A 24,264-nucleotide genomic window follows, 5' to 3' on the forward strand; every position below is an offset into this window, starting at 1 on the left:
GTCCAGATCCATCTTCTCCACGCCGATTGAAATCGGCCTTCCAAAGCGCTATGCGCCGGGCGTCGGCCTTCGCCGACGCAAAAGACAATTCTCCGGTCGGCGCAGGCCGACCGCGGGCCGAAGGCCTCCCCAGGCCGAATTCATTCGGCGCGCATGCCGACCGTCGGCCGAAGGCCTTCGTGCCGATTGAAATCGGCCTTCCAAGGCGCTGCACGCCAAGCGTCGGCCTTCGCCGACGCAAGCGACGTTCCTCGGTCGGCGCAGGCCGACCGTTGGCCGAAGGCCCCCCCAGGCCGAATTCATTCGGCATGCAGGCCGACCGTTGGCCGAAGGCCCCCCCAGGCCGAATTCATTCGGCGCGCATGCCGACCGCGGGCCGAAGGCCTTCGTGCCGATTGAAATCGGCCTTCCAAGGCGCTGCACGCCAAGCGTCGGCCTTCGCCGACGCAAAAGACAATCCTCCGGTCGGCGCAGGCCGACCGTTGGCCGAAGGCCCCCCCAGGCCGAATTCATTCGGCGCGCAGGCCGACCACCGGCCGAAGGCCTTCGTGCCGATGGAAATCGGTCCCTCCAGGCGCTGCACGCCAAGCGTCGGCCTTCGCCGACGCAAAAGACAATTCTCCGGTCGGCGCAGGCCGACCGTCGGCCGAAGGCCCCCCCAGGCCGAATTCATTCGGCATGCAGGCCGACCACCGGCCGAAGGCCTCCTCAGGCCGCATTCATTCGGCATGCCGGCCATCCGGCCGGAATTGCCCGCGCTTGACAAAATCCGGCCACATCGACAAGGATGGCTATCGGTCCTTCCCGGACCCCCTATCATCCTCATAACTGGGAGACCGACCATGGCCGTCGAGATCGTATCTGCCATCCGACAGGCGGTGGAAGCCCGCCGGGAGGAGATCCTGCGCTTCTTCTTCGACATCGTGGCCATCCCCAGCTACGACGCTCAGATTCGGGCGGTTGGGGAGCGGGTCGCCGAGGAGATGCGCCGCCTGGGCTTCGAGGAGGTCCGCTTCGACGTCATGGGCAACATCCTGGGCCGCATCGGCCACGGCCCACGGATCCTGGTCTACGACAGCCACCTGGACACCGTGGGCATCGGGGACCCGGAGCAGTGGGCTTGGGATCCCTTCCGGGGACGGCTGGAGGGCGATCTCTTCTATGCCCGAGGGACCTGCGACGAGAAAGGATCCACCCCCGGCATGGTCTACGGGCTGGCCATCGCCCGGGACCTGGGCTTGCTGGAGGGATGGACAGTGTATTACTTCGGCAATATGGAGGAATGGTGCGACGGCCTGGCCCCCAACGTCTTTGTGGAGGTGGATCCGAAGATCCGCCCGGACGCGGTGGTGATCGGGGAGCCCACAGGCCTGCGGGTCTATCGGGGCCATCGTGGGCGGGTGGAGCTGAAGGTAATAGCCAAGGGACGCAGCGCCCACGCCGCCTCCAACTGGCTGGGGGACAACGCCATCTACAAGATGCTCCCGGTCATCGCTGGCATCCGCGACCTGGACCCCCGGCTGAAGTCGCACGAGTTCCTGGGGAAGGGCACGATCACCGTCACCATGATCGAAAGCCGCACGCCCTCCATCAACGCCGTCCCCGACGAATGCACCATCTACATCGACCGCCGGCTGACCTTTGGGGAGACCAAGGAGGAAGCCCTGGCCCAGGTGGAGTCCTGCATCCCGCCGGAGCATCGGGAGAGCATCCGCGTGGAGATCCTCCGCTATGAGGACCCCAGCTACACGGGCTTCCGGTATCCGGTGGAGAAATACTTCCCCGCCTGGGCCATGGAGGAATCCCATCCCCTGGTGCAGGCCGGGCAGGCGACCATCGAGGCCCTGTGGGGGGAGCGGCGGCCCACCGGGAAGTGGGATTTCTCCACCAACGGCACCTACTGGGCCGGGAAAGCCGGCATCCCCAGCATCGGCTTCGGCCCGGGGGATGAAACCTACGCCCATCGGGTGGATGAGCACATCTCCCTCAGCGAGGTGGTGGAAGCCACCGCCTTCTACGCCCTCTTCCCCTCCATGCTGCGGAACGCCCTGAGCGCCTCGCGGGGCGTGTGAACGCGCAATCTCATCATCAGGGAGGACGCCCATGCAGACCCATCTGCGCGGCCGTGATGTGATCAGCGACCTGGACCTCTCCGTGGAGGAGGTCCAGACGGTGTTGGACGTGGCCTTCGACCTCAAGATGAAGCAGGCCATGGGGATCCCGCATCGCTACCTGGAAGGGAAGACCATGGCCATGCTCTTTTTCTACAGCAGCACCCGCACCCGCGCCTCCTTCGAGGCGGGCCTGGCCCAGCTCGGGGGGCACCCCGCCTTCATCGAATCCAAGACCACCCAGATCGCCCACGGAGACACCGCCAAGGAGATCGGGGAGATCTACGGGCGCTACTTCGACGCCATCGCCATCCGCCATGTGGACTGGGGGGTGGGTAACCGCTACATCACCGAAGTGGCCCGCTACAGCCGGGCGCCGGTCCTCAACATGCAGTGCGATATCTACCACCCCTTCCAGATCCTGGCGGACCTGATGACCCTGGTGGAGAAGAAGGGACGGGACCTGCGGGGGAAGAAGATCGCCGTCACCTGGGCCTACGCGGCCAGCTACCAGAAGCCCCTCTCGGTCCCCCAGTCCCTGATCCTGCAGCTCACCCGCTTCGGGATGCATGTGGTCCTGGCCCATCCCCCCGAGTTCAAACTGATGCCGGACATCGTGGAGCAGGCGCGGGAGAACGCCCGCCGCTTCGGCGGAGTTTTCGAGATCACCGACAACATGGATGAGGCCTTCCGGGACGCCGACGCGGTCTACCCCAAGAGCTGGGGATGCTGGCTGACCACCACCGACCCGGAGGAGAGCGCCCGCATCGCCCGCAAGTATCAGGACTGGATCGCCGACGAGCGACGGATGCAGCTGGCCCGCCCGGACGCCATCTACATGCACTGCCTGCCCGCCGACCGCGGCCTCGAAGTCACCGACGCCGTGATCGACGGCCCTCAATCCGTGGTCTACGATCAGGCGGAGAACCGCCTGCACGTCCAGAAGGCCGTGATGGCCCTGGTCATGCGCTGAGCCCAACCCCGGAGGTGCGGATGCGTCTGCAACCCGGACTGGCTGTCGTGGCCGTCGGCGGCAACTCCCTGATCAAGGGGCCGGACCGCATGACCGTCCCCGATCAGTATGAGGCCGCCCGCGAGACCATGGTGCACATCGCGGAGATGATCGCCCAGGGCTGGCGGGTGGTGATCACCCACGGCAACGGCCCCCAGGTGGGCTTCATCCTGCGGCGCAGCGAGCTCTCCCTCCACGAGCTCCACCCCGTCCCTCTCGACGCCGCGGACGCCGACACCCAGGGGGCCATCGGCTACATGTTCCAGAAGGCCCTTTACAACGAGTTCCGCCGTCGGGGGATGCGCCAGCTGGCGGTGACCGTGGTCACCCAGGTTCTGGTGGACCGGAACGATCCCGCCTTCCAGAACCCCACCAAGCCCATCGGCTCGTGGATGGACGAGGAGACCGCGCGGCGGCGGGCGGCGGAGCAGGGCTGGGTGGTGCGGGAGGACGCCGGCCGGGGGTGGCGGCGGGTGGTCCCCTCGCCCCGCCCCCGGCGCATCATCGAGCTGCCCGCCATCCAGGCACTGCTGGAGGACGGCTTCGTCGTGATCGCCGTGGGCGGCGGCGGCATCCCGGTGGTGGAGGATGAGACGGGCGACCTGGTCGGCGTGGAGGCAGTCATCGACAAGGACCTGGCCAGCGCCCTCCTGGCCATCGAGCTGCGGGCGGACCTCTTCTTGATCTCAACGGCCGTGGAGAAGGTGGCCCTGGATTACGGGAAGCCCACCCAGCGCTGGCTGGACCGGCTGACCGCCTCGGAGGCCCGACGCCACCTGGCCGAGGGCCAGTTCCCCCCGGGCTCCATGGGGCCGAAGATCGAGGCTATCCTCCAGTATCTGGATCACGGGGGGAAAGCCGCCCTGATCACCGATCCACCCCACATCCCCGCCGCCCTCCGGGGGGAGACCGGCACCTGGTTCGTCCAGGATGAGTGAGGCTTCGGTTGGGGACCCCTCCCCCTCCCCGAATTGGGGAGGGGGAGGGCCAGCCCCCATATTAACTTCCTTCCCGAGTGCGACCGGGGGTTCGCCCTGGATCACGAACGTCCTCCACTGGGTGATCGGCCGGGATCACGAAGAGGCCGTTCGCCTGCCGGCATCCCGGGGAAAGCCGACGCTCAGCCTGGTGGATTGTGTGAGCTTTGTCCTGATGAGAAAATACCGGATCACAACCGCTTTCGCCTTCGATGAGGACTTCGAGCGCGAGGGGTTTCAACTTCTGAGTTGATCCCCTCGAGGCTCGTGGAGGGATTTGCGCCTTCGAGCGCGCTGGATCTCCCCTGCGCCCATGGCCTGGCGGCGGGAAACCGATGAATCCAGGCCCGCGTTTCCTTACCAGGGCTTCTGAAGCGGGGCCTTCAACGGTGCGATGCTTGTCTGAATCGCGGAGCGTGGTATGCGTCTTCATGGGAAAGTTGCGTTGATCACCGGGGCCAGCCGGGGGATCGGGCGGGCCATCGCCCGGGCTTACGCCCAGGAAGGAGCCGACCTCGCCCTTTGCGCCCGCGACGTCGAGGCCCTCGCCGACGCCGCCCGGGAAATCCAGGCCTTGCGGGAAGGAGCCCGGGTGCTCGCCCGCCCATGCGATGTCACCCGGCCGGACCAGGTGGCGGAGCTGATGGCCGCCATCGCGGAGACCTTCGGCCGGCTGGACATCCTGGTCAACAACGCCGCCATCCTGGGCCCCCGCCTCCCCATCGCCGAATACCCCCTGGAGGCCTGGCGGGAGGTCCTGGAGGTCAACGTCACCGGCGTGTTCCTGGTCACCCGGTCCGCCCTGCCCCTGCTCCGCCGCGCCGGCGGGGGCTCCATCATCAACCTCTCCTCCGGGGTCGGCCGCCGGGGGCGGGCGCGCTGGGGCGCCTACGCCGTCTCCAAAGGCGCCATCGAGATCCTCACCCAGATCCTGGCGGAAGAGCTGGCCCCTGAGGGCATCCGGGTGAACGCGGTGAACCCCGGCCCCACCCGCACCCGGATGCGAGCCCAGGCCTATCCGGAAGAGGACCCCCTCTCCCTCCCCACGCCGGAGGAGATCGCCCCGATCTTCGTTTACCTGGCCTCGGACGAGAGTCGGGAGCTCACCGGCCAAAGCCTGGACGCCCGCTCCTTCCGATGGCCCGATCGATAAGGCATGAGCGCATCGGTCATACATGGGATCAGGGATCAAAGCCCCAGCGCCCTGATCCACTCCGCATCCGAGAAAACCGGAATACCCCGGTCGATCAGGCGCCGACTTTCCCGGCCCCTTCTGTTCCTCGTATGATAGAGACGGAGAACCTCGTCGGGGGACGCCCGTGTCGGAGAGGCGCTTTCAGCGAATCGGCCTGGTCTTCCATCCGCAACGACCCCACGCCCGCGGCCTGGCGGAGGCAGTGGCCGAGGTCCTGCGAGAAACCGGGCGGGAGCCGGTGCTGATCTCCTCAGAGGAGCTGCGCGACGGGGCCCTGGTATCCGGCTGGGACCTCGCCCTCACCTTCGGAGGGGATGGCCTGCTGCTGCACGTGGCGCGCTACGCCGCCCCTGCGGGCGTGCCCCTGCTGGGGATCAACCTGGGCCGTGTCGGCTTCCTCACCGAAATCGAACCCGAGGAGTGGGCGGAGCAGCTGCAGAAAGTATGGGAAGGGCGCTACTGGATCGAGCGCCGCCTCATGCTCACCGCCTATCAGATCCGCGAGGGCCAGCGCCGCGGGCCCTACCCCGCCCTCAACGACGTGGTGGTCGGCCGCATGGGCCTGGGACGGGTGGTGCGCATCCGCGCGGAGATCGATGGGCGCTACTTCACCACCTACATCGGCGACGGGCTGATCGTCGCCACGCCCACGGGCAGCACCGCCTACGCCCTGGCCGCCGGCGGCCCCATCCTCCCCCCCGAGCTGAAGAACATCGTCCTGGTCCCCATCGCCCCCCACCTCAGCCTGGATCGCGCGGTGGTGCTGGATGAAGGGGCCCGTGTCTCCCTCACCGTGCACACCGAAGGCAAAGCCGCCCTGACCGTGGATGGAATGGGGGATTACCCGCTGGAAGAAGGGGACCGGGTGGAGATCGCCGCCGCTCCCTTCAGCGCCTGCTTCCTCCGCCTCCGGGATCGCTCGTATTTCTATCGCCTCCTCGCCGCTCGCCTGCGCCGCATGGTGGCCGACGAGGACGCCCGATAAGCCCGGCCCTGCGCTGGGTTCCGGCAGGCGGAGGGTGTGTCCCAATTTTGTCGGGCCTGGCCGCTTTGTAGGACAACTGCGAGCAGTTGTCCTACGATTTTGGGACACACCCCAGGCGGATGGCTATCATTCATTTTGAGAAGACTTGACGCTGGATCTCACCTCAGGATCGGGGAGCGCGTCCATGGCGCTGTCGCCGGAGGAACTGGGCTACTGGCTGGTCTTCCACCGGGTGATGGGCATCGGGCCGGCACGCTTCCGCGCGCTGCTCCAGCATTTCGGAGACCTGCGGGCGGCGTGGGAGGCCGATGAGAAGGCCTGGCAGGAGGCCGGCCTGGACCGGCGCACAATCCAGAACCTCCGTGAAGCCCGGGGGCGGCTGCGTCCGGAGGCGGAGCTGGAGCGGGTGCGCCGGGCAGGCGTGACGGTGCTCACCTGGGCGGACCCGGATTACCCGCCCCTCCTGCGCCGCATCCCGGATCCCCCGCCGGTGCTTTTCCTGCGAGGGCAGCTCGCCGACGCCGATCGCTGGGCCGTGGCCATCGTGGGAACCCGTCAGCCGACGGGCTACGGGCGGGAGGCCGCCCAGTGGTTCGCCCGGGAGCTCGCCCGGACCGGGATCCCCATTGTGAGCGGCCTGGCCCGGGGGATCGACGCCATCGCCCATGAGGCGGCCCTGAAAGCGGGAGGGCGAACCCTGGCCGTGCTCCCCTGTGGGCTGGACCAGGTCTATCCGGCGGCGCACGCCCCGCTGGCCGCCCGCATCGTGGAGCAGGGCGCGCTGCTTTCCGAGCTTCCCCTGGGGGCGCGGGTGGAAGCGGGGAACTTCCCGGCCCGGAACCGGCTGATCAGCGGCCTGGCGGTGGGCGTGCTGGTGGTGGAGGCCGGCCCGACCAGCGGGGCGCTGATCACCGCCGCCCACGCCGCCGAGCAGGGCCGGGAGGTCTTCGCGATCCCGGGGAGCATCTTCTCCACAGCCAGCCAGGGGACCAATCGGCTGATTCGGGATGGGGCCACCCCGGTGACCTCCCCCCAGGAGCTCCTCGAGGCCCTCAACTGGTCGGTGACCGCCCGGCAAGCGGAGGTCCAGCTGCAGCTGCCCGCCGACCCGGTGGAGGCCCGCCTCCTGGAGCTGCTCGGACGGGAGCCCATGCACATCGATGAGATCGCCCGGGCCGCCGGCCTGCCCGTCGCCCAGGTCAGCAGCGCCCTCACCGTGATGGAGATCAAAGGGATGGTCCGCCACCTCGGCGCCCAGCATTATATCCGGGGATGATCCCCCACTTCGGCCCCCGGAAGCACGCTCTCGACCTTTAACCAGAAGGCACAAAGGGGAATCCTTCGCCTCCGATGATGGCCAGCCATCCTCGGGAAGTTTCCCATGGATCTGCCGCATCCTATCCATCTCGAACGCCTGACGTCCCAACTCGCGTCCAAGGGCTCGGCGCCTTGACAGGCATACTCCGAACTGTGTAGAATGGCGTTAAACTTCCCCTTCCAGAGAGGGCCAGGGCGCTCTTCCCCATTGCCGGCGCACAACCTGGAGGCGACACCCGGCCGGTGCGGTCAACCCGCATCCGCCGGATCGAATCATTCAGAGCGCTCGCCAAACCGGCAGGAAAGGAGGGAGCCATGTGCGGTCCACAGGTCTATGAGGCGATGGCGCGGGCCTGGAGCCGTCGGGACTTCCTCAAGATGCTAAGCGGCGCGATGGCCGCCACCGTGCTTCCTTCCCCCGGCCCGACGGTCTGGCCCTGGCTGAGCGTGGAGATCCAGGGCGCGCGCGAAGGCGACCTCGTCTCCTTCACCCTCACCGTCCGCAACCTCACCGAGGAGACCATCTCCGACCTCTACGTCGCCGGCCACGTCCCCCGCAACGCGGATTTCGTCGCCGCCACCGCCACCCCCGCCCGGGCCTGGTTCCGGGGCTTCGAGGCCGAAGGCGGAGACCTCCAGTCGGCCGTCTGGCTGGCCGAGGAGATCCCGCCCAGGGGCACCCTGGGGCCCTTCCGCTATCAGGTGGCGCCGCACCCGGCCGCCACCCTGGTGAGCGCCCACGGGTTCGTCTCCTGGCGAAAGCCCGCTTACGGAGAGGCGGCCTCCGCCCCCGTCGGGGTGATGGTGCGGACCGCTGCCCGCGTCTTCCAGCGAAAAGTGGACCTCACCTACGTGCAGAACCCCAACTTCCCCATCTGGCCCGGGGCGCCGCGCCTCCAGATCGAGAACGTCTTCAACCACGCCCAGCACGGCTTCTACGCCAACCGCTGGCACATCTATGAGCACCACGGCACCCACATGGACGCCCCCGTCCACTTCGGGAAGAACGCCCTGACCATCGAGCGGCTCCCCGCGGAGGTCCTGGTCGCCCCGGCGGCGGTCATCGACATCCGCGACCGCGCCCGGCGCAACCCCGACGCCCAGCTCACCCCCGACGACATCCGGGCCTGGGAGCGGCGCTACGGGCGTCTGCCGGACGGCGCCGTGGTGTTCATGTGGAGCGGATGGGGAGCCCGGGTGGGCGACGAGGCGGCCTACCGCAATATGGACGCCCAGGGCGTGATGCACTTCCCGGGCTTCCATCCGGACACTGCCGAGTTCCTCCTGAAGGAGCGCAACATCGTGGGCATCGGGGTGGACACCCTGAGCCTGGACTACGGGGCGTCCACGGACTTCAAGACCCACTACACCATCCTCCCGGCCAACAAGTGGGGGCTGGAGAACGTTGCCAACCTGGGCCGCATCCCGCCTGCCGGAGCCATGGTCTTCGTCGGCGCCCTGCGCATCGAAGGCGCCTCCGGCGGCCCCGTCCGCTTGATCGCGGTGTGGTAGCTGGGCGTGGAAAGAGGCAGGCAACCATCCGCGGCGGGGGTGATCCCTGCCGCGGGGAATTTTTTATCCAAAAGGAGGGTGCCATGGCGGTGAAGGAAGTCGTGGCGGATATCCGTCATCTGAGCGGCGAGGTGTATTATCCCTCCCCCGAGGTCCTCGAGCGCGCCTACATCAAAAACTATGAGGAAGTCTATTCGCGCGCCATGCAGGACCTTGAGGCCTTCTGGGCCGAGCGCGCCGAAGAGCTGGAGTGGTTCCGGAAATGGGACCGGGTCCTCGATGACAGCAACAAGCCCTTCTACAAGTGGTTCGTCGGCGGCAAGATCAACATCTGCTACAACGCCGTGGACCGCCACATGAAGACCTGGCGCAAGAACAAGGTGGCCCTCTACTGGGAGGCGGAGAACGGCGAGCGCCGGGTGCTGAGCTACTACGACCTCTACCGCGAGGTCAACCGCTTCGCCAACGTCCTGAAGGCCCTGGGGGTCCGCAAGGGCGACCGGGTGACCATCTACATGCCCCGCATCCCGGAGCTGCCCATCGCCATGCTGGCCTGCGCCCGCATCGGGGCGATCCACAGCGTGGTCTTCGCTGGCTTCTCCGTGGAGGCCCTTCACACGCGCATCGAAGACTCCAAATCCCGCCTGGTGATCACCGCCGACGGCGGATACCTGAACGGGCGTATCGTGGAGACCAAGCGCACGGTGGACGAGGCGGTCCGGCGCGCCCCCTCCGTGGAGCACGTGCTGGTGGTCCGCCGCACCCGCCACGAGGTGCCCATGGAGCCCGGGCGGGATTACTTTTACGATGAGCTGGCCCGGCTGCCCTTCGCCCAGGGCGAATGCCCGGTGGAGGAAACCGACGCCGAGGACCCCCTCTACATCCTCTACACCTCCGGCACCACCGGCGCCCCCAAGGGCCAGGTCCACGTCCACGGCGGCTACGCGGTTTATATCTACACGACCATGAAGTGGGTCTTCGACATCAAGGATGAGGACATCTGGTGGTGCACGGCGGACCCCGGGTGGGTGACCGGGCACTCCTACATCGTCTACGCGCCGCTGATGCTGGGGGCCACCAGCGTGATGTATGAGGGAGCGCCGACGTATCCTTACCCGGATCGCTGGTGGAGCATCGTGGAGAAATACGGGGTGACTGTGCTGTACACCACCCCCACGGCCATCCGGGGGCTGATGCGCTTTGGGGATGAGTGGCCCAACCGGCGCAACCTCTCCTCCCTGCGCCTGTTGGGGACGGTGGGCGAGCCGATCAACCCGGAGGCCTGGCGCTGGTATTACCGGGTGATCGGGAAGGGACGCTGCCCGATCATGGACACCTGGTGGATGACGGAGACCGGCGGCTTCATGATCACCCCCATGCCATGCGTCCCTCTCAAGCCCGGCTCGGCCACCCTGCCCTTCCCGGGCATCCGGGCCGAGGTGGTGGACGAGAACGGCAACCCCTGCCCGCCCGGCGTGGAGGGCTACCTGGTGATCCAGAACCCATGGCCCGGGATGACCCGCACCCTCTACGGCGACCCCGATCGCTACGTGCAGGTCTATTGGTCCAAGTATCCGGGGTGGTTCTTCACCGGGGACTCGGCCCGACGGGATGAGGATGGCTACTTCTACATCATCGGGCGGGTGGACGATGTGCTGAAGGTGAGCGGTTACCGGCTGGGCACGGCGGAGATCGAGTCGGCCCTGGTGGCCCATCCGGCGGTGGCCGAGGCCGCTGCCATCGGCCTGCCCCACGAGGTGAAGGGCGAGGGGATCCACTGCTATGTCATCCTCAAGGCCGGCTACACCCCCAGCGAGGCCCTGGCCGAGGAGCTGCGCCAGCATGTGGCCCAGCTGATCGGCCCCATCGCCCGGCCCGAGGCCATCCACTTCGTGGACAAGCTCCCCAAGACCCGCTCGGGCAAGATCATGCGGCGGGTGCTGCGAGCCCGCGCCCTGGGCCTCCCTGAAGGCGACCTCTCCACGCTGGAGGAATGAGCAAGGCCTCCTGCGGCGTGATCCGGCCGGGGGCGCGAGGAGCGCCCCCGGCATCACGCGGTTCAGGAGGCCCCGGAGAACTGCGCCCACCACCGGGGTAGGGTTTCCCCCACCGGCCCTCGCCAGACCTCATCCGCCAGGGGCGTGAGGACCGTGTCCTCGATGTTGAACTCGATCAGGCGGGCACCGTGGGCGCGGGCCCATCGCGGGAGCGAGGCCACCGGCTCCACGAGCCCGGAGGTCCCGATGATCAGGAAGATCTCCGCCTCCGCCGCGGCGCGGAAGGCCTGCGTCCACGCCGCCTCCGGAAGCGGCTCCCCGAACCACACCACGTCCGGCCGGGCCAGGGCCCCGCAAGCCGGGCAACGCGGCGGCAACTCCGGCAACGGCACCCGCCGATCCTCCCAGACCCGTCCCTCCCGGACGCACCGCATGCGCCACAGGCTGCCATGGAGCTCGATCACCCGGCGGCTGCCCGCTTGCGAATGGAGCCCATCCACGTTCTGGGTGATGAGGAGGAAATCCGGGAGCGCCTCCTCCATCGCGGCCAGCGTCCGGTGCGCGGGGTTCGGTGTCGCCCGGGCAATGCACTCCCGGCGCCACGCATACCACTCCCATACCCGGACTGGATCCCGGGCGAAGGCCTCCGGGGAGGCCAGATCCTCCGGCCGGTAATCCCTCCACAGCCCACCCGGGCCCCGGAACGTCGGAACCCCGCTCTCCGCCGAGACCCCGGCCCCGGTGAGGGCCACCACCCGTCGGCGCGCCATCGCGGCCCTCAGTGCGGACGCTCCGCACCCCGAGTGCGGAGCACCGTCCACAACAGGTTCACATTGCGGATCAGGACCACGAGCATCACCGCGAAAGCCGCGGCGAACCGCTCCGGGGGAACCTTCCAGACCCACAGGAGGAGAAGGCTCAGCGGGAAGGCCACGATGCCGACGCTGGGCAGCCAGCGGAAGCGATAGGCGGCGAGGGCGCCCAGGACGTAAGCGGGCACCACCTCCCGGAAGGCCAGGACGAAGAGCGCTCCGGTGGCGGGCCCCAGGCCCCGGCCTCCGCGATCCCGCCGGATGACCTTATAAAAGGGCCAGCAATGGCCAACCACCGGGGCCACCGCCGCAGCGATCAGCCAGGGCAGGCTGAACCCGGCCCGCAGGGCGATGGCTGTGGGAAGAGCTCCCTTGCCCAGATCAAAGAGGATCGTGATCAGCCCGGGGAGAGGGCCTGCCAGCCGCCACGCCCCACCCCCGCCGGGGTTGTCCCGGAATTCGTGCGGGGTGCGCCCCGTCTTCCAGCGCACGAAGAACTCCGCTGGCAACACCGAGCCGAGGAGATACCCGGCCGCCACCAGCACCACCGGTTCCATCCCAACCCCCTCCATTCCCTGCCCCCCTAGGCCCGCTTTTCGGTCAGGGATCCATTGTAGCGAAACCCGGGGTCGCCGCGAAGCGCGAGGAGGAACGCAAAAGGGATCCACGCCGGGATAGCGTGGTAAGGCATAACTGGAGGAAGAGGCGTCGCCGGGCATGTGAGGCGGGGATGGGTCAGGATCGACGCTTAAACCGGCTTCGAGGGCCAATCCACCCACCCATCCTGGACCACAACGATGGGCCGGCCCTCCCGGCGCAGCCGTTCGATCGCCTCCCGCGCTCCCTCTGTGATCTCGCGCCCGGCCACCGCGGGCCAGGTCTCCCCCAGGGCCTTGCGGAGGATCTCTGCCCGCCGAACCGCCCGCTCCACATCCCCTCGATCGATGATCCAGGAGACCTCCAGGGCCAGGTGCATGGAACGCTGGCGCCGCCTCCCCCGGATCACCCCATCCACCCGCCGGGCTTCCTCGTATTCCTCACGAGTGATGGATCGAGCCTTCAGGGCCTTCCCGAGCGCCTCCATCAGCTCGTCAAAGGTCAGCGCCCGCACCTTGTGGAAATCCGGTCCTCCGAAGTAAGCGGCTGCCCGTTCGCGATATCGCCGCTCCAGGCTTTCTTTCTTCAGGACAGACATATCATCGGCCACAACCCGGCGGTGGACAATAAATGCCTCGCTCAAGCGCTGAAGCGATTCCTCCGTGCGACGCTGAGCTTCAGCCAGCTCCGCAAACCGACGGTCCGTCTCCTCTCGATGAGCCGTAAACGCCTCGCTCAGGCGCTGGAGGCTCTCTTCCGTGCGACGCTGGGCCTCCATAAGCTCGGCAAACCGACGATCCGTCTCCGCACGATAGGTCAGGAACTCCTGACGGTGAGCCGCGAACGCCTCGCTCAGGCGCTGCAGCGATTCCTCCGTGCGACGCTGAGCCTCCGCAAGCTCGGCGAAACGGCGATCCGTCTCCGCACGATGCTCCAGGAACTCCTGGCGGTGGGCTTCAAACGCCTCGCTCAGGCGCCGGAGGCTCTCCTCCGTGCGACGCTGGGCCTCGGCCAGCTCCGCAAACCGACGATCCGTCTCCGCCCGTTGCTGCAGGAACTCCTGACGGTGAGCAATGAACGCCTCATAATGCGAATGCTGCGCCTCCGCCAGGGCGCGGACTTCAGCGCTGAGCTCGGCAAAGCCCGCGTTGGTCTGGGCCTGGTAGGACGAGAACTCCTGACGGTGGGTGATGAAGGACTCGGCCAGGTTGCGCACCGTCTCAATTAAGTTGTGGACGACTTCGGTCAGGTTGCGGACAGCCGCGTTGAGCTCCGTAAGCTGCGCTTGAGTCTGGGCCTGGTGGGCCACGAACTCCTGACGATGGACGGTGAAGGCCTCCGCCAAGCGCTGGAGGTTCTCCTCGGTGCGACGCTGGGCCTCCGCTAACCCAAGCTGGATCTCGGCCAGATTATGGACGGTCTCGCTTAAACCGTGGACGACTTCGGTCAGGTTGCGGACAGCCGCGTTGAGCTCCGTAAGCTGCGCTTGGGTCTGGGCCTGGTGGGCCAGGAACTCCTGACGATGGGCGATGAAGGCCTCCGTCAAGCGCTGGAGGTTCTCCTCGGTGCGACGCTGGGCCTCCGCCAACCCAAGCTGGGTCTCGGCCAGGCTGCGGACGACTTCGGTCAAGTTGCGGACGGCTGCGTTGAGCTCCGTAAGCTGCGCTTGGGTCTGGGCCTGGTGGGCCAGGAACTCCTGACGATGGACGGTGAAGGCCTCCGCCAGACGCTGGAGATTCTCCTCAGTGCGACGCTGGGCCTCGCTGAGGTCGCGAACCGTCTCGGCCAGGGTGCGGACGGACGCGCTAAGCTCCGCGAAGCGCATGTCGGTCTGGGCCTGGTGGGCCAGGAACTCCTGACGATGGGCGGTGAAGGTCTCGCCCAGGCGGCGGATGGCCTCAGCCATCTCCGCAAAGCGGGCGTCCGTCTCCCGGGCCTGTCGCCGCTGGGCCCGGTAGAGGGCCAAGATGAGGCGGGCAGCCCGCCGGAAGCCCCGCTCCATCGCCTCCCGCGTGGCCGCCAGATCGGCGGGCATCCGGCGCACCTCCTCCGAGGCCAGCAGGGCCCACAAGGGCTCCCGCCACTCCGGATGCGCGCGCAACAATTCCGCCAGATCCCGCAGATCCTCCACCGTGAACGCCATCTACATCCTCCCGCTCCGGGATTTTACCATAAAGCGAAGCCCGGCGGCTTCAGCGCGTTGCGCAGAAGGACCCGCCGGCTCACTCTTGCGGCTTAAGCGGGAAGACGCGCACGGAGTCCGGGCCCAGCAGGCCTTCGAGGCGCGCCAGAAGCTCCGGGGAATACCACGTGCCTTGCTGAGGGAACCGCAGTCGGACCTGCCGCCGGTCCGGATACACCACCACGACCTGGAAGGGGTCCGGCCCCGGCCGCTCTGTGAGCAGCCGATGGACCTCCTGCAGCCGCCGCAGATCGTCCTCCAGCCGGTCGGTCCGGTAGAGATACACCACGATTTGCCGGGCCGGGACGGCTCTGGGGGTTTCCGGCCCTGGGGGGATCTGTTGTCCCCTTTCGGAGGCCGGGGTCCAGGCGCCTGCCTCCCCCTCTGAAGGCGGAGAGGGCGTCTCCTCCGAGGACGAAGGAGGAACGGACGGAGCGGCTTTCTTCGGATCGGAGGCTGTCTCCTCCCTGGAACGCTCCCAGCCGTTCGGCGGGAGGATACGCTCCTCGGCCTCCGGGAACCCCTCCGCTTCCGTTTCCGTCTGCTCCTCAACCGGTCGCGCCAGCACCTCCTGATCCCGCAGGTCCTCCGCCACTACCCGAGGCTCCCGCCCTCCGCTCTCCGCCTTGCCCACCACGATGAGGATCGAATCCGGGCGCACCCGGTCCCCCTTCTGCTTCCACAGGCGGGGGAAGATCACCACCTCCACCATCCCATGGATGTCTTCCATCGTCACATACGCCATGGTCTCCCCGGTTCGCGTCGTGACGGTCCGCACCGCACGGATCAGGCCGGCCAGCTTCACGGTTTGCCCGTGGAGCTCCTCGCTCAGGTCGGCCGTGGTGTGGGTGACCACCTGCTGCAAGATCGGCCATTGCCGGGTGAGCGGGGTCTCTGAGAGATAAGCGCCGACGAGCTCCTTCTCCCATTCCAGGATCTGGCCCTCCTCGACCTCGGGCAGATTCGGCAGCGCGCCGACCAGGGAGGTCGCCTCCAGCCGAAGGCCGCTCAGATCGAAGAGGCTGAGCATCCCCTGCTGGCGCTCCCGATGGTAACGGGCGCTGGCCTCCATCAAGCGGTCCAGGATCTCCAGCAGCTGAGCTCGATTCCCGAAGGCGCTCAGAGCCCCGACCCGGATCAGGGATTCCAGGGCCCGCCGGCCGATCTCCTTCAGATCCACCCGCCGGGCCAGATCATCCAGATCCCGGAAAGGCCCGCCCTCCCGCCGGGCGGCCAGGATGCGGGCCACCGCCCCTTCCCCCACGTTCTTCACCGCCGTCAGCCCGAACCGGATGGCCTCCACGCCCTCCGGCGTCCGCTCAATGGTGAAAGTGGCTTCGCTTCGGTTGATGTCGGGCGGGAGGACGGGGATCCCCAGGCGCCGGCACTCCGCGACATAGAGGCCGAGCTTCTCTGTCTTGTTCCGGTCGACGGTCATCAGGGCGCACAGATACTCGACCGGATATTTGGCTTTGAGATAAGCCGTCTGGACGCAGATTTTGGCGTAGGAGGCGGCGTGGGCGGCATTGAAGCCGTAGCGGGCGAAGAACTCGATGTCTCCCCAGATGGCCTCCGCCACCTCAGCGGGGATGCCATTGCGGACGCAGCCCTCCAGGAACTTGGCGCGCTGCTTGGGGAAAGCCTCCCCCTTCTTCTTGGCCACGACCTTGCGCAGCTCATCCGCCTCAGAGGGCGTGTAGCCGGCCAGGTCGATGGCCACCCGCATGATCTGCTCCTGGTAGACCAGGATGCCGAAGGTCTTCGAGAGGATGGGCTCCAGACGCGGATGACGATATTCGATGGGCTCCTGGCCGCGCATGCGGCGGATGTAGTTGGGGATATATTCCAGCGGCCCCGGACGGTAGAGGGCCAGGGCGTCCATCACATGGGAGAAGGCCTGGGGCTTGAGGTCCCGCATCATTCGGCTGAACCCCCGCCCTTCCACCTGGAACACTCCCACCGTTTCCCCCCGCCCCAGAAGGGCGTAGGCCTCCGGAGCGTCCGTCGGGATGGTCTCCAGGTCCAGACGCACCCCGTGACGCTGGGCCACCCGTTCGCAGGTCTCCCGCATCACCGTGAGGGTGGAAAGGCCCAGGAAGTCGATCTTCAAGAGGCCCAGGGCCTCCAGGGCCTCCATATCGAACTGGGTGACCGGCAGGAGGGCCTCCCCCTCTCCCTCCTCCCCGCCGTTCTCCTCCCGTGCGCTCCCCTTCAGCCCGGTCGGCCGGTGGAGAGGGACGTAATCCACCAGAGGGCGATCGGCGATCACCACGCCCGCCGCGTGGGTGCCGGCATGGCGCACCGTCCCCTCCAGCTGCATGGCCAGATCCAGCAGCTCCCGGATGTAATCTTTCTCCTGATACAGTCGCCGCAGCTCCCGCCCTTCCTCGTTCGAAGGATCCAGCAGATCCCGGATGGAGATGTCCTTGCCCGGGATCGCGGGGATGAGCCGGGCCACCCGGTCCACCTCCGGCAGGGGGAGATCCAGGGCCCGGCCGACATCCCGCACCGCCGCCCGGGCTTTCATCGTCCCAAAGGTGATGATCTGGGCCACCCGGTCCGCCCCGTAGCGGTTCACCGCATAGCGGATCATCTCATCCCGCTGATCGTCCGGGAAGTCGATGTCGATGTCCGGCATCGACACGCGGGCCGGGTTCAGGAAGCGTTCGAAGATCAGATCCAGCTCGATGGGATCCACCCGGGTGATCCCCAGACAGTAAGCCACCAGGCTCCCGGCGCCGGAGCCCCGCACGTTCCACCAGATCCCTCGCTCCCGGGCATAGCGGATGAGGTCCCACACGATCAGGAAATAAGCATCGAACCCCATGCGGTGGATGATCTCCAGCTCATAGTCCAGGCGCTCCCGGTAGCCCGGCCGAGGCTGAGGGAAGCGAGCCCGGAAGCCCTCCTCAGCCAGGTGCCGCAGATAGGCCGCAGGGTCCGGGAAGCCTGGTGGCGGATCGAAGCGGGGGAGCCGGTGGCGGCCCAGCTCCAGCTTCAGCGAGCACATCTCCGCCACCCGCAGGGTGTTGGTCAGGGCCTCCGGGATCTCGGCGAAAAGCTCCTGCATCTCCTCTGGGGTGCGGAGATAGTAGGTGTTATCGCTCATTTTCATGCGGCCGGGCTCCTTCAGCCGCTTGCCGGTCTGGATGCAGAGCAGCACGTCCTGGAGCCCGGCGTCCTCCGGGCGGACGTAGTGCACATCGTTGGTGGCCACCAGGGGGAGCCCGAGGCGGCGGGACAGGGTCACCAGACCCCGGTTGATCTCATCCAGCTCCGGAACGCCCGGGTGGGATTGCAGCTCGAGGAAAAAGCGCCCGGGGAAGCGTTCGGCGAACCACGCCGCCACCGCCTCCGCCTCCTCCATCCGCCCCTGGGCCAGCAGACGGGGGATCTCCGCCGAGGGGCATCCGGAGAGGACGATCAACCCCTCCGCGTGGCGCTCCAGCAGGGCCTTGTCGATGCGCGGCTTGTAATAGAAACCCTCCAGCTGGGCGATGGTCGCCAGGCGGATGAGATTCCGCCAGCCCGTCTCATCCATCGCCAGGATCGTCAGGTGGTAGAGGCTCCGGTCATCCGGCTCCCGATCCTGGATGGTGCGGCGGGCCACGTAGGCTTCCATCCCCAGGATGGGCCGGATCCCGGCCTCCTGAGCCTTCTGATAGAAAGCGATGGCGGCGTAGAGGACGCCGTGATCCGTCAGGGCGAGGGCCGGCATGCCCAGCTCGGCCGCCCGCCCGATCAGATCGTCGATCCGACTGAGCCCATCTAACAGCGAGTATTCCGTGTGGACATGCAGGTGGACGAAGGACATGGGGTGGTCCCTTCACTTCCCGGAGAAGATGAATCGATGCACGCTCGGCTCCGAGCCTTCTCCCCGGATGAGCAAGGGCGCCGCCCGCTTTCACGCGGGAAGGGAGATCGCGCTCACCGTTCGGGTTATAACACCTTCCGGTCCGGGGAGGGAGAGCCAGCGGTTCGCTTTAACGTGGAGGGAGCTCACCGCACGTCCGGATCCTCTTACCGTATCGGGCTGCGCGGGATGGAGAAGCTGAACGCGGATCCCCGTCCGGGGGCGCTCTCTACCCAAATCCGGCCGCCGTGGGCCTCCACGATCGCCCGGGCCAGATACAACCCCAGGCCCGTCCCCGGCGTCTGACGGGCGATGGCCTGGCTGGTGCGGTAAAAGCGCTCGAAGATCCGCTCCTGCTCCTCCGGCGGGATCCCCACGCCCTCATCGGTGACGGTGACGATCACTTCCCGCGGCGTCGCCCGCCCGGAGATGCGGATCGTCCCCCCTTGCGGGGAGTATTTGATGGCGTTGCTCACCAGGTTGGCCAGCACCTGCTCCAGCCGGCGGGGATCCCCCTGGATCAGAGGGAAATCCGGCGGGAAGTCGACCACGATGAAATGACGGTCGGTCTGGGGACGGAAGCGGTCTGCCACCCGTTCCGCCAGCTCGTCCAGGGCGACCTCCACGAACTGCAGCTCCAGGGCCCCCGCCTGCAGGCGGGAGGCATCCAGCAGGTTGTCGATCAGCTCGGTGAGCCGGTCCGCCTCCTCCTCGATGATCGCCGCGATCTCCCGCACCGTCGCCGCGTCCCAGGTGGCGTCCTCCCGCCGCAACGTGCCGGCGTAACCCTTAATGATGGAGACCGGCGTCTTGAGCTCGTGGGAGATAATGGAGATGAAGGTGGACTTCAGCTCCTCGGCCTCCCGGACGCGGGTCATGTCCCGCACCACGCCGATGATGTTCACCAGACGGCCGGTGCGGTCCAGAAGAGGCGAATAGGTGATCCCCACGGCCACGCGCCCCCCATCGCGGCGGACCAGGTCCCCTTCGACATAGATGGGCTTTCCGCCGGCCAGGGGCCACCCGCCGGCCTCGGCCTCGGCCAGGGTCATGCCGGAGCGCCGGGGGTTCAGGACCACCACCTCATCGTGGGGGCGGCCGATGGCCTCGGCCGGGGACCATCCGGTCAGCCGGGTCATGGCCCGGTTGAAGACCTGGATGCGGTGGGCCGGGTCCAGGATGATGACGCCGTCGGCGGTGGCCTCGATGATGGCCTCCAGCCGCCGCTTCTCGGTGGCCAGCTGCTGGTAAAGCTGGGCGTTGTGGACGGCGATGGCGGCCTGGTCAGCGAAGGCGCGCAGGACCAGCCGGTCATCGTAGGTGAAAGCGGTGCCGAAGGCGCGGAAGACCATCAGCAGGCCGAGGAGGTTCTCCCCCACGATCAGGGGGAGGGCGACGGCCTGCTGGGCTTCGATCCGGAGGGTGCGGGCGATCTGCATCAGGACCCGCTCGACGCCGGCCCGGCCCCAGGCCTCCGGCTGGGCCGGGAGCTCCATCAGGAGCGTGTTCAGCTCCCCCCACATCCGTTCCGGCAGGCCGTGGGCGGCGCGGATCGTGAAGGCCTCGTCCTCCCGCAGGGCGATAAAAGCGACCTGGCCGTCCAGCATCTCCGCGGCGGCGTCCACCACCATGCGCAGCACGGCGTCCAGATCCAGCTGCGCCGTGATGGCCCGCGTGATCTCCAGGAGGTAATCCCGCTGCCGCACCCGAAAATCGGTCAGCATCCCGCACCCCGATCTCCACAACCTGCCTCCTTGATTATAATGAAAACGATCCGTTCAGCCCGGCACCCGCGCGGGAAAAAAGCCCCTCCCCGGGCGGATCCTCCACACCTGGGGACGATCCTTTGGCATCGCATAGCGAACTTTCGTGTCTCAAACCCAAGGTCAGCAGACGCGTGCCCTTGACAACAGCCTCCAAAGCCCATAAGAAAGAGAACAACCTTCAGGAGGCTGCCATGGCTACCTTGATCGCCATCCGGCTCCCCGGCTCGCCTGCGGCCCGTCGCGGACTGCCCCTCCTCTTGCTGGGCCTGCTCTTCGCCTGCACCCCCGGCGCCTCCCCCCTCTCCCCCTCCCCCCTCCGCTGCACCAGCGACCGCCGCCTCTGCCTCGCCCTGGAAGGAACCCCCCGGGTCGGACAACCCTTCACCCTCACCCTCTACCTGGTCTACAGCAATCTCCCCCAGGAACCCCCCGTCACCCTCACCCTCATCGCCCCCTCCTCCCTGGAACTCATCGCCCTCGAAACCCAACGACCCTACCAGACCCAGTCCAACCTCCCCGTCCCCCTCGTGGACCCCGCCGAGCTCTCCTTCGAAGGCCACGGCGCCTTCACCGCCACCGGAACCCTCATCACCGTGGATCTGGGCCACGCGCCCGCCGGAAAGATCCGACACCCCCTCTTCGGCAACCAGGAAACCGCCGGAGAAACCATGCGCCTGGTGGCCCGCGTGAAGGAGGCCGGCGAATGGCAGCTGCGCAGCATCCTCCGCCTCCCCGTGGAGGAACACTTCCTGGACGGACGAACCGAACTCCACACCTATACCTCCTGGCTCGACCTGCTGGGCTGGAGCACCCCCTCCCAGGCCTACTGGACCGACTACGAAACCGCCCGAATGCGCATGGTGGAATTGGAGGGACAGTGTGCCGGCACCTTCCACTGCACCCTCCGCTTCCCCTATGATCCCTATCGCTATCTCATCGGCGCTCCCGCCGAGGCTCCCGGCCGCCCGCTACGGGAGCGCCCCACCACCTTTTGCGATGCCTTCGATCGCCCCGGCATCTGCGCCGATTACGGCCTGCTGGAGCATAAAGACACACCCATCGAGCCGGAGGAGATGCCGATGCCCACCCCCTCCTCCCCTCAACCCGCCACCTCCTCCCAGCGGCTCGACCTCTCAGGGAGAATCCATTACCTGGATCCCCATACCGGTTCTCTCTAGCCCGCCCGTGGCGTGCGGGTGGAACTCTGGAACGAGCCTGAACCTCAGCCCGGCCCTTGCCGCTGGTTGCCCAAGCCCACCCCCAGACCGACTCCTGTTCCGCCGCCTACGCCCCATCCCCCTATTGCTTGCATCCACATGCGGCTTGGCATCACTTACACGCGCGATGATGGCTTCTATTCCTTCAGCGTCTCCACCGCTTTCCCCCTCCGCATCGTCCTGCGTGTTTACGCCCAGGACGACCAGCGCGTGACCATCCAACACCCCACCCGGGGACGTTATTTCCATGAGACCGAACCCATCGAGTTGAACCCCGGAACGCATATTCTGAATGTCACAATCCAGAGGGAGAGTTTGCGCACTGCCTTTTTCATCTATGACACGCTGACCCGCCTGGGCTGGGAGGGCCTGCAACGGGAGGTGGGCTGGTCTCCCCCCGAGCGCCTGAATGTCTACTGGCCCGGCCCATGCGTGTTCGGGCAAATCGGCGGCTCCTGCTATTTCTACAACGGCATCCGGCTCACCGAACCCGATGGCCGGAGCCCGGACGCCATCCTCCACGAGTTCGGCCACTTCGTCCTCAGCCGATTCCACGGAGATAACCCTATCATCCTCGCCTGCGCCCCCACCTTCGAGCACGCTTTCCCTCAGCACACCAGCCTCCATTGCGCCTGGAGCGAAGGCTGGGCCTCCTTCCTGGCCGCCGCCCTCCTCGGAAAGCCCCGTTACCAGGGATGGGATCTGGAAGATCCGCTCGCGCACTCCGACTTTCCCCGCATCGATCCGGTGGATCCCCACGCCACCAACGCCGATAACGAGTGGGCGACGGCCGCCGCCCTCTGGGACCTCTTCGACCACCTCCCCGAGCCCTGGGACCCCCACGCCGACGGCTGGGATGGCCCCGCCCGCAACGGCATCTGGACCCTCTCCACCCAGCGCGGCTTCAATCTGGATTTCGGCATCGAGGAGTTCTGGCTGAAATGGGTGGAGCGACGCCCCGATCGCCTCGGCGAAGCCGCCTGCCCGATGTATCGCCTCCAGATCCTCCTCGCAGCTGACCCCTCCGTCTCCCCTATCCCCTACGGCCTCTGCCCCCCCGGCTGGTCCGCCGCCTTCTTCCAGGACCAGGACGATGGCCGGTGGACGCTTAACGGCCCCATCACCTGGCCCACCTTCACCGCCCTCGTTACCCAAACCACCTGGCCCGCCATCGCCTTCAACACCCACTCGGCCCCCAACCAGCCCGTCCCCGGCCTCCAGGGCACCTTCTGGAGCGCCCGCTTCTCCGGCTGGCTCCTGGTCCCCCAACCCGCATCCCTTCGCTTCTTCTTCGACCGCCTCGACGACGGCGGCCGCCTCCTCCTCAACGACACCCGGGTCTTCGAGTCCTGGATCGTCCACGGCCCCCGGGACGAGACCGTGGAGCCGTTCCTCCCCGCCGGGCTGATCCCCATCACCGTGGAATACGCCCAGGGGCCGGCTTATGAAGCCAGCCTCTTCCTGAACTGGGAAGGGCCAGGGTGGGCGAAGGAGCTCCTGGGCCCCATCCGCCTCCTCGGGGCCGACATCGCGCCCACCCCCACACCAGCCGGGTGGGATCGGATCTTGCCCCTCGGCCCGGACCGGCGCACCCCTCCCCCACGGCCCACCGGCACCCCCTCCCCATGAGGAGGGGCGCCCCACGCGATACGCGCGATACGTAACAAAACATATGGGACATATGGGGCCAGCGCTCGGGGCGCTGGCCCCATTCGAAGTGGTGCACGCCTTCGCGCTCCACCTCCGGGCGCGTGGGGATCCATCCCCTCCTTCTGCCACAACTCGGGGGTCTTTGACGAAATCCCGGGAACCCCCATAGAATTAATGACTGGCGTGCATGAGGAATTCCCTGGCGGAGGTGCATCCTTGCCGAACACGCGTTCAGCCCTCAAGGAGCTGCGGAAAGCGGAGCGCCGGCGGCAGCGCAACCGGGCCATCCGCACCCGGGTGCGGACGTTCGTGAAATACGCGCGTCAGGCCATCGCCCAGGCCAACCTGGAGGCCGCGCAGAAGGCGATCCGGGAGGCCTATCGGGAGCTGGACCGGGCGGCCCGCAAGGGGGTGATCCATCGCAACACCGCGGCCCGCCTGAAGTCCCGGCTGATGCAACAGTTCAACCAGACCTTCGGCGGCGCTGCTCAGGCGGCCGCATAAGGGCTCATCGAAGAGAGAAGCGGGGCGAAGCAGAAGCGCAGGCCGCCTGCTTCGCCCCGCCGGCATGCCGGGCGCACGCTCGCCGGGGGAGCCGGAACCCTTGCAAAAACGCTCGCTTCCCATCCCCCCGGCCGGGAGGGGAAACGATATGGATCGCTTCTCCGGCGAAGAAGGGCTCAGCCTTCCCCAATGGCCGCTCGCCCCTGATCCGTGATCCCATACACCGGGTTCGCCAGGCTCTGACGCACCAGCCCGCGGGCGGCAAGCCCCTCCAGGATCTGGATGACCTCCTTGGGGTTCATCGTCAGATCGCGCGCGATGGTATACGGGCTGTGATACCCTCGATGGTCCCGCAGATAGGCCAGGATCTTCCGCTCCGCATCGTTCAGAGTCGTCACCGCCATCGCCCACCTCCTTTTCCGGAGCCAGGCCCTTCGCTGATCCCAGCGCATGATCGATAAAGAGGGCAACAGATCCCCCGCAGCCCACCGGATCCCTTCACGGGATCAGACCTATCCCATATTTATTGTAGATTGTAACATTCCGGGCGCTGTATTTCGACCGGAGGGCGTGGAAG

At 67.4% G+C, this 24,264-nt stretch carries 17 protein-coding genes; 11 read left to right on the forward strand and 6 right to left on the reverse strand.

Annotated features, from left to right (window positions below; translation table 11 throughout):
* Positions 1 to 842 precede the first annotated feature (842 nt).
* The 8 genes from KNN16_RS09310 to acs all read left to right on the forward strand — a co-directional run bounded on the left by KNN16_RS09310 (position 843) and on the right by acs (position 11,106).
* Positions 843 to 2,072, forward strand: a complete 1,230-nt coding sequence (locus KNN16_RS09310) for a YgeY family selenium metabolism-linked hydrolase (RefSeq protein ID WP_303896547.1) — start codon at positions 843 to 845, stop codon at positions 2,070 to 2,072.
* A 31-nt stretch (positions 2,073 to 2,103) separates the two neighbouring features.
* Positions 2,104 to 3,084 carry an ornithine carbamoyltransferase gene (locus KNN16_RS09315; protein WP_303896549.1) on the forward strand — a complete coding sequence of 327 codons (981 nt, stop codon included), beginning with the start codon at positions 2,104 to 2,106 and terminating at the stop codon, positions 3,082 to 3,084.
* Positions 3,085 to 3,110: 26 nt separating this feature from the next.
* Positions 3,111 to 4,061: a carbamate kinase gene (gene arcC / locus KNN16_RS09320; protein WP_369685897.1), complete on the forward strand. Its 951-nt coding sequence runs from the start codon at positions 3,111 to 3,113 to the stop codon at positions 4,059 to 4,061.
* Between the two features lie 460 nt (positions 4,062 to 4,521).
* Positions 4,522 to 5,253 (forward strand): SDR family NAD(P)-dependent oxidoreductase, encoded by a 732-nt coding sequence (locus KNN16_RS09325; RefSeq protein ID WP_299288082.1) that lies wholly within the window; start codon positions 4,522 to 4,524, stop codon positions 5,251 to 5,253.
* Positions 5,254 to 5,419: 166 nt separating this feature from the next.
* Positions 5,420 to 6,280: an NAD(+)/NADH kinase gene (locus KNN16_RS09330; RefSeq protein ID WP_299288084.1), complete on the forward strand. Its 861-nt coding sequence runs from the start codon at positions 5,420 to 5,422 to the stop codon at positions 6,278 to 6,280.
* Between the two features lie 184 nt (positions 6,281 to 6,464).
* Positions 6,465 to 7,556, forward strand: coding sequence for a DNA-processing protein DprA (gene dprA / locus KNN16_RS09335; RefSeq protein WP_303896554.1), 1,092 nt, complete (start codon positions 6,465 to 6,467; stop codon positions 7,554 to 7,556).
* 356 nt (positions 7,557 to 7,912) lie between these two features.
* Positions 7,913 to 9,109 carry a cyclase family protein gene (locus KNN16_RS09340; protein ID WP_303896555.1) on the forward strand — a complete coding sequence of 399 codons (1,197 nt, stop codon included), beginning with the start codon at positions 7,913 to 7,915 and terminating at the stop codon, positions 9,107 to 9,109.
* 83 nt (positions 9,110 to 9,192) lie between these two features.
* The gene (gene acs / locus KNN16_RS09345; protein ID WP_303896556.1) at positions 9,193 to 11,106 is read left to right on the forward strand and encodes an acetate--CoA ligase; all 1,914 of its coding nucleotides are present in this window, start codon (positions 9,193 to 9,195) and stop codon (positions 11,104 to 11,106) included.
* 62 nt (positions 11,107 to 11,168) lie between these two features.
* Here the strand turns inward: acs and KNN16_RS09350 are convergent, their stop codons facing one another.
* The 5 genes from KNN16_RS09350 to KNN16_RS09370 form a co-directional block, all read right to left on the reverse strand.
* Positions 11,169 to 11,876: an NAD-dependent deacylase gene (locus KNN16_RS09350; RefSeq protein ID WP_303896557.1), complete on the reverse strand. Its 708-nt coding sequence runs from the start codon at positions 11,874 to 11,876 to the stop codon at positions 11,169 to 11,171.
* Between the two features lie 8 nt (positions 11,877 to 11,884).
* Entirely contained in the window at positions 11,885 to 12,475 is a 591-nt protein-coding gene (locus tag KNN16_RS09355) for a glycerol-3-phosphate acyltransferase (protein ID WP_299287815.1), read from the reverse strand.
* A 191-nt stretch (positions 12,476 to 12,666) separates the two neighbouring features.
* Positions 12,667 to 14,658, reverse strand: a complete 1,992-nt coding sequence (locus KNN16_RS09360; RefSeq protein WP_303896559.1) for a hypothetical protein — start codon at positions 14,656 to 14,658, stop codon at positions 12,667 to 12,669.
* A 79-nt stretch (positions 14,659 to 14,737) separates the two neighbouring features.
* Complete coding sequence (locus KNN16_RS09365) at positions 14,738 to 18,511, reverse strand: DNA polymerase III subunit alpha (RefSeq protein ID WP_303896561.1); 3,774 nt, start codon at positions 18,509 to 18,511, stop codon at positions 14,738 to 14,740.
* Between the two features lie 206 nt (positions 18,512 to 18,717).
* A complete protein-coding gene (locus KNN16_RS09370; RefSeq protein WP_303896563.1) occupies positions 18,718 to 20,274 on the reverse strand; it encodes an ATP-binding protein in 1,557 nt (518 codons plus the stop codon).
* Positions 20,275 to 20,507: 233 nt separating this feature from the next.
* Between KNN16_RS09370 and KNN16_RS09375 the strand changes: the two genes are divergently transcribed.
* The 3 genes from KNN16_RS09375 (at position 20,508) to rpsT (ending at position 23,687) form a co-directional block, all read left to right on the forward strand.
* Positions 20,508 to 21,494 carry a hypothetical protein gene (locus tag KNN16_RS09375; RefSeq protein ID WP_303896565.1) on the forward strand — a complete coding sequence of 329 codons (987 nt, stop codon included), beginning with the start codon at positions 20,508 to 20,510 and terminating at the stop codon, positions 21,492 to 21,494.
* Positions 21,495 to 21,632: 138 nt separating this feature from the next.
* On the forward strand, positions 21,633 to 23,162 hold the full coding sequence (locus KNN16_RS09380; RefSeq protein ID WP_303896567.1) for a hypothetical protein: 1,530 nt from the start codon (positions 21,633 to 21,635) through the stop codon (positions 23,160 to 23,162).
* A gap of 237 nt (positions 23,163 to 23,399) precedes the next feature.
* Positions 23,400 to 23,687 carry a 30S ribosomal protein S20 gene (gene rpsT / locus KNN16_RS09385; protein WP_299286328.1) on the forward strand — a complete coding sequence of 96 codons (288 nt, stop codon included), beginning with the start codon at positions 23,400 to 23,402 and terminating at the stop codon, positions 23,685 to 23,687.
* A gap of 176 nt (positions 23,688 to 23,863) precedes the next feature.
* On the opposite strand, the gene KNN16_RS09390 is transcribed toward rpsT, so the two are convergent.
* Positions 23,864 to 24,091, reverse strand: coding sequence for a hypothetical protein (locus tag KNN16_RS09390; RefSeq protein ID WP_299286325.1), 228 nt, complete (start codon positions 24,089 to 24,091; stop codon positions 23,864 to 23,866).
* Positions 24,092 to 24,264: the final 173 nt, after the last annotated feature.

This window comes from Thermoflexus hugenholtzii, from assembly GCF_018771565.1.
Classification (GTDB): Bacteria; Chloroflexota; Anaerolineae; order Thermoflexales; family Thermoflexaceae; genus Thermoflexus; species Thermoflexus hugenholtzii_A.